Genomic DNA, 6,247 nt, shown 5'->3' with positions numbered 1-6,247 from the left:
CCGTATGGGTGGGCGTCAGCTGGTTGCCGCTCTATCACGATATGGGCATGATCGGCATGCTCATGACTCCACTGCTGGCGCTGGCGACGACGGTGATCGTTCCGCCGCTCGCCTTCTTGCTGCGCATGGAAGGTTTCGTGGTCACGGTGGTCGGCGACGGCCCTTCGGCGCTCGCCGAGTTCGACCGTTCCGGCGCCGATATCGTCCTGCTGGACCTGATGCTGCCCGGGATGAGCGGTACCGATGTCTGCAAACAGTTGCGCACCCGCAGCGGTGTCCCGGTGATCATGGTCACCGCGCGTGACAGCGAGATCGACAAAGTGGTCGGGCTGGAACTCGGTGCCGACGACTACGTCACGAAACCGTATTCGGCGCGCGAACTGATCGCCCGCATCCGGGCGGTGCTGCGTCGCGGCGCCGGTGACGAACTGGATGCCGGTAGCGAGAACGGTGTGCTGGAGGCCGGTCCGGTACGGATGGATGTGGACCGGCATACGGTGCTGGTGAACGGCAACCCGGTAACCCTGCCGCTGAAGGAATTCGATCTGCTCGAATACCTGCTCCGCAACTCCGGGCGGGTCCTCACCCGCGGCCAGCTGATCGACCGGGTGTGGGGTGCGGACTACGTCGGCGATACCAAGACTCTCGATGTGCACGTCAAACGGCTGCGGTCGAAGATCGAATCCGATCCGGCCCGGCCCGAACATCTGGTGACCGTGCGCGGCCTGGGGTACAAGCTCGAAGCCTGAGCGAGCGGGCCCGCCCCCGGCAGTCCTGCGGTAACCCTCAGGGGAAGTAGATCCAGACCTCGCCCACGGGTGTGTCGTTGCGGTGGAGTGGCGCCCAGCCCAGGCCGTCCTCCTGGCTGCAGTCGTAGAGGGGCACGGTGGTGCCGTTGCCGCGGCACACGATACTGCGCCGGGTTCCGTGCGGGCTGAGTACCAGCTGTTTGCCCGTATCGCGAGCGGCCAGCGCGTTCGGGGCACCCAGCGGAATGAATTCGGCGGTGTGGTCGGAGAACTGATGCGGGTCCGCGGCCGGTTGTGCGTATGCCCCGGCCGCGACGGCGGTCAGGCCGCCCGCGACGAGGACGACAGCGAACAAGGCGCGGGTTACCGAGGCAGCCGACGCGCTGTGTTTCCTGCGGTCGGCCGAAGCTGGTGCCGCAGGGGGCCACGCCGGTCGCCGTGCGGCACGAACCTGTCGTGCCGGGCGGCCATCTCCCGTCGTACGGCGAGCAGGCCGCGGTTTCACGACGTTACCCGCGACCGTATGCGGCTGGTGCCCGCCTGGGTAGGGCGGAGACTTTCTATCGTGGTGAACTGGCCTGGTGTGGAGTGCAGCGAATCGCCCGGCTTTCATGGCGCGGCCTCCGATGGGTGGGGGTTATCGCAGCTCGAGTCCCCGGATTTTATCGGGCGCGGGCGGTAAACCGTTGTGACGCGCCCGGGCCTCGGTGGTCGCGGGGTGTTCCGCGATGATCGGGGTGCCCTCGCGCCGGCGCAGCTGCCGCTCCAGCTCCCGGTAGGCGGGTTCGCCCAGCAATTCGATGAGTTCGGCGCGGTAGGCCTGCCAGACCGGCCGCTCGCCGATATGTGCGTCGGGGGAGCCCGAGCAGTACCAGTCGAGGTCGATCCCCCCGGGCCCCCAGCCGCGCCGATCGTATTCGGTGAGGACCGTCCGCAGGACCTCCACACCGTCCGGCCGGGTCACCCATTCCTGGGTCCGGCGGATCGGGAGCTGCCAGCAGACGTCGGGTTTGACGGTATGCGGTTCCAGGCCCCGGCGTACGGCCATGATGTGCAGGGCGCATCCGGCCCCGCCCGGGAAATCCGGCCGGTTGAGGAAGATGCAGGCATCGTTGTGGCGCCGGGTCCGTTCGGCGGACTCGCCGTCGAGTTCATCGGTTTCCAGATAGGACTTGCGGCTGATCTTGCCCTTGTCGTTACGGGCTTCGTCCATCAGCTGCCAGTCGTCGGCGGTCAGCATCTTCACCGCTTTGCGCAGTCGTTTGCGATCGTCGTCGTCGGAGAGGAAGGCGCCGTGTGTGCAGCAGCCGGCGTCGGGTTGTCCGGCGAGGATTCCCTGACAGGCCGGCGTGCCGAAAACACAAGTCCAGTGAGAGAGCAACCAGGTCAGATCGGCGGCGATCAGGTGTTGCTCGTCGGCCGGATCCACGAACTCCAGCCACTCTCGCGGGAAGTCGAGCGGCACTTCCCGGCTCGGCCGCATCTTCGGCATCGGAAGATCGGTCGGGGTGTGCCCTGCGGGGGCGGGCACCGAGTCGTTCGTGGCTGCGCCAGACGTCACAACCCCTAACGCTAACACCACGACCAGGACGATTGCCGTTCAGGTTGACCAAGTACCGTGTCCGTGTGCGTCTAGGTGTCCTCGATGTCGGCAGCAACACCGTTCACCTACTGGTGGTGGACGCGCACAGGGGTGGTCATCCCATGCCGATGAGCTCGACGAAGGAGTCGCTGCGGCTCTCGGAGAGCATGGACGACGCCGGGCGGATCACGGCCGAAGGGGCGCAGAAACTCGTCGATACGGTGGCCGATCTGGCCAATCTGGCGATCACTTCGGGCTGCGCGGAACTGATGGCGTTCGCCACCTCGGCGGTCCGCGAGGCAACGAATTCCGATGAGGTACTGACGCGGATCCGCACCGAGACCGGCGTGGATCTGCGGGTGCTGGCCGGGGTGGACGAGGCGCGCCTGACGTTCCTGGCCGTTCGCCGCTGGTACGGCTGGAGCGCAGGCCGGATTCTCAATCTCGATATCGGTGGCGGTTCGCTCGAGATGAGCAGTGGTGTCGACGAGGAAGCCGATGTCGCGCTGTCGCTGCAACTGGGGGCCGGCCGGTTGACCCGCAAATGGCTGCCCGAGGACCCGCCGAGTAAGCGGCGAATCGGCATCCTGCGGGACTGGCTCGCCGCCGAACTGGTCGATCCCGCCAAACAGCTGCTGGTGCCCGGTAAGCCCGATCTGGCAGTGGGCACGTCCAAAACCTTCCGATCGCTGGCCCGGCTCACCGGTGCCGCCCCCTCGGGTGCGGGGCCGCGGGTACGGCGGACGCTGACCAGTTCGGGACTGCGGCAACTGATCGCATTCATCTCCCGGATGACCGCCGCCGACCGCGCGGAACTGGAAGGGGTCAGCGCCGATCGCTCGCAGCAATTGGTAGCCGGGGCCCTCGTAGCCGAGGCCGCCATGCGCGCACTTTCCCTCGATACGCTGGAAATTTGTCCGTGGGCGCTGCGCGAAGGGCTGATCCTGCGCAAACTGGATACCGATATGGATGGTGGACCACTGACAACGAATGCTCCGAACGCGGCGGCCGCTAACGGTTGGGCGCCCGGCGGCAGTACGTCGGCGGGCCCGGTCGAAACGGTGCCTTCATGAGCAGGAACTCCAATCAACTGTCGGTCGCCGAACTCCTGGCCCGCAACGGCCAGCAGCCGAGCTCCGGCGGCGGCGGACGCAGACGGCGCGGCGGCCGCGGTGTTTCGGTTTCCGAGCTGACCGGTGACCTTCCGGTCGTCGACGGGGGTACCGCGCACGCGGCCGCCGACGAGGACGAGGATCCGGCCGGAACACCTGCGGGCTATTCGTCCGCCGGTAACGGGTACGCGCCGCACGACTATGCGGGTGAACAGGTTTCGGGCGGAGAGCCGAGCCAGTCGCCGATGTCCGGGCCGATCACGGTGTACAACCCGCTGGCCCCGCACCCGGACGACGGACCGCCCGCGCGCCTGGGGGAGCCGGGTTCGTACCCGGCCGACGAGGCCGCACCGCGGCGCGGCCGGCGCCGGCGGGCCGAACCGGACGACGACGAGCCTCCGGCCGGCGCCGATCCGGCCGCGGCGAATCAGCCCTGGGAGACCGGCCCACCGCTGCCCAGCGGCGGCCGGGCGGCGCGCCGACGGGCGGCGGAAGCCGCCGAGGCCGCAGCGGTGGAGGATTCCCCGGCCCCTGCTGCGGACGCCCCGGCGGGATACGGCTTACCTCCGGCCGCCGGTGGTTTCGACCCGTTCCCCGCGCCCGCACCGACCGCGCCGCCGGAGTTCGGGCATCCCGATATGGGTCCGCCCTGGCCGGCGCCGGAGAGCGGTCCCCCACGCCTGGGTCCGCCATCACCCGCTACGGAGGCCTGGCCCGCGCCCGCGCCTGCCACGGAAGCCTGGCCCGCGCCCGCACCCGCACCCGCCGACGATCCGCGGCCCAAGCTCGAACGCCGCCGCCGCGGTGCGCGCCCACTACCCGAACCGGCACCCTGGCCGGAACCCGCTCCGGGGCAACCCGGCGATCCGGCGAATGCGGACCAGGCGACTGCGGTGTGGTCGCTGGCCGAACAGAACCAGGGGGCACCGTCGGGCCCACCGGTTCTCGGTGCCCCGCCGCCCGAGAAGGTGGACCGGCGCCGCGGGAAACGCAACGAGCGCCCCGGCGCCCCGGCACCGGGTTTCCCCGAGCCCGGCCCGCCGCCCCCGGAGTTCGCGGCGGACGACGGTTTCCGCAATACCGATATGTATGTCACGGATGTGCACGGCCCCATGCCGCCGGTGCCCGGCCCCATGCCGAGGGAACAGGGCACCGACACCGGCGATTTCGATCCGGATTCCGATTTCTACGCTCTTCCCGAGGACGAGCCCGGCGACGAACCCCGCAAGGGGCGCAACCGGCTCTCCCGTTTCGGTAAACCGGGCACTGCGAGCACGAAATTCGGTGCGGCGAGTGGCAAACTCGCCGCCGCCCGCGCGCGGTTGGCCATCGGTGGCCGGGAAGGTGACGATGCCGAAGCGGCGGATCCCCGCAAGCAATGGGTCATGCTCGGTGTCCAGAGTGTCGGCGCGGCCCTGGCCGGGATGCTGATGTTCAAGGGTTTCGAAATGCTGTGGGAGATGCAGCCACTGGCAGCGCTCGCGCTGGCCGTCGTGGTGATCCTCGGCCTCGTGGCCCTGGTACGGATCCTGCGCCGCACCGACGACATGTTCAGTACCGTGATCGCCGTGGTCGTCGGTGTGTTCGTGACATTGGGACCGTTGGCATTTCTACTCAGTACGGGCTGAGCGAGGGCAACGATGGCAGGCAACACTCCCGCGGCCCGGCCGCGGGACGGGGGGATCAAGGTCGGTCTGTCGACTGCCTCTGTCTATCCGCAGAACACCGAGGCCGCCTTCCGTTATGCGGCCGAATTGGGTTACGACGGCATCGAATTGATGGTGTGGGCCGAACCGGCCAGCCAGAGTATCGATATCGTGCGCGGCTATTCACGGAAGTACTCGGTTCCGGTCCTCGCGGTGCACGCGCCGTGCCTGCTCATCTCGCAGCGGGTATGGGGTGCCGACCCGGTCGCCAAACTCGCCCGCAGTGTGCGCACCGCCGAAGTTCTCGGCGCCGATACCGTGGTCGTGCATCCACCGTTCCGGTGGCAGCGCCGCTATGCCGAGGGGTTCGCCGAACAGGTGGCCGATCTGGAGCGGCAGAGCGCGGTGGCCGTCGCCGTGGAGAACATGTTCCCGATGCGTGCCGATAAGTTGTTCGGCCGCCGGTCCGGCGATATCCGGCGCCTCGAACGCCGCGGCGGCCCCGGTCTGGCCCTGACCGCGTTCAGCCCCGGCTACGACCCCACCGAGATCGGTTTCCAGCACTACACGCTGGACCTCTCGCATACCGCGACCGCGGGCACCGACCCGCTGGACCTGGCCGAACGTATGGGTGAAGGCCTGGTCCACCTGCACCTGGCCGACGGCCGCGGCGCCGCCCACGACGAACACCTCATCCCCGGCGAGGGGACGCAGCCCTGCGCGGAGGTCTGCGCCGCACTGGTCGGCAACGGTTTCACCGGGCACGTGGTCGCCGAGATCAACACCCAGGAAGCACGCACCACCGCGGCCCGCGCGGCCATGCTGACCCGCACCCTGGACTTCGCCCGCGAACAGCTGTGTTGATCCGCGCTCCGAAAGCCCGGCGGCCTCCCGCGGAGCTCTGTCATCGTGAGACGAGTCATACAACGCGCGGCTTCCCGGGCAGGAAGGCATACACCTCTCACAGGTCCCTTGGAAATCCCCCGTAGGCTGTTCCCTCGGAACGGCACCACCGCGGCGCCGAGTCCAGCGAGGCCCTCGAAGGGTTGAGGCCGCCGGGGGGGGGGGGGGGGGGGGGGGGGGGGGGGGGGGGGGGGGGGGGGGGGGGGGGGGGGGGGGGGGCGGCGCGGGGGGGCGCCCCCCCCCCCCCCCCCCGGG

Annotated in this window: 6 protein-coding genes; 4 read left to right on the top strand and 2 right to left on the bottom strand. The window is 69.4% G+C overall.

The window, feature by feature from the left end; genetic code table 11:
* The first annotated feature begins 62 nt into the window (after positions 1-62).
* Positions 63-749: a response regulator transcription factor gene (locus QH196_RS04330; protein WP_280414435.1), complete on the top strand. Its 687-nt coding sequence runs from the start codon at positions 63-65 to the stop codon at positions 747-749.
* A gap of 37 nt (positions 750-786) precedes the next feature.
* On the opposite strand, the gene QH196_RS04325 is transcribed toward QH196_RS04330, so the two are convergent.
* The gene (locus QH196_RS04325) at positions 787-1,104 is read right to left on the bottom strand and encodes a hypothetical protein (RefSeq protein WP_280414433.1); all 318 of its coding nucleotides are present in this window, start codon (positions 1,102-1,104) and stop codon (positions 787-789) included.
* 282 nt (positions 1,105-1,386) lie between these two features.
* Complete coding sequence (locus QH196_RS04320) at positions 1,387-2,241, bottom strand: hypothetical protein (protein ID WP_432279431.1); 855 nt, start codon at positions 2,239-2,241, stop codon at positions 1,387-1,389.
* Positions 2,242-2,375: 134 nt separating this feature from the next.
* Here QH196_RS04320 and QH196_RS04315 point away from each other — a divergent pair, with 134 nt between their 5' ends.
* Genes QH196_RS04315 through QH196_RS04305 form a run of 3 tightly spaced genes read left to right on the top strand, consistent with a single transcriptional unit; the run spans position 2,376 to position 5,953 of the window.
* On the top strand, positions 2,376-3,404 hold the full coding sequence (locus QH196_RS04315; RefSeq protein WP_280414432.1) for a Ppx/GppA phosphatase family protein: 1,029 nt from the start codon (positions 2,376-2,378) through the stop codon (positions 3,402-3,404).
* Positions 3,401-5,071 carry a hypothetical protein gene (locus QH196_RS04310; protein ID WP_280414431.1) on the top strand — a complete coding sequence of 557 codons (1,671 nt, stop codon included), beginning with the start codon at positions 3,401-3,403 and terminating at the stop codon, positions 5,069-5,071. The genes QH196_RS04315 and QH196_RS04310 overlap by 4 nt, the downstream gene beginning before the upstream one ends.
* A gap of 12 nt (positions 5,072-5,083) precedes the next feature.
* The gene (locus QH196_RS04305; protein ID WP_280414430.1) at positions 5,084-5,953 is read left to right on the top strand and encodes a sugar phosphate isomerase/epimerase family protein; all 870 of its coding nucleotides are present in this window, start codon (positions 5,084-5,086) and stop codon (positions 5,951-5,953) included.
* The last annotated feature ends 294 nt before the right edge of the window (positions 5,954-6,247 follow it).

Origin of the sequence: Nocardia carnea, from assembly GCF_029868325.1 — a bacterium.
Classification (GTDB): Bacteria; Actinomycetota; Actinomycetes; order Mycobacteriales; family Mycobacteriaceae; genus Nocardia; species Nocardia carnea_C.
The sequence above is the reverse complement of the archived record's forward strand: the minus strand, read 5'-3'. Positions and strand labels throughout refer to the sequence as shown.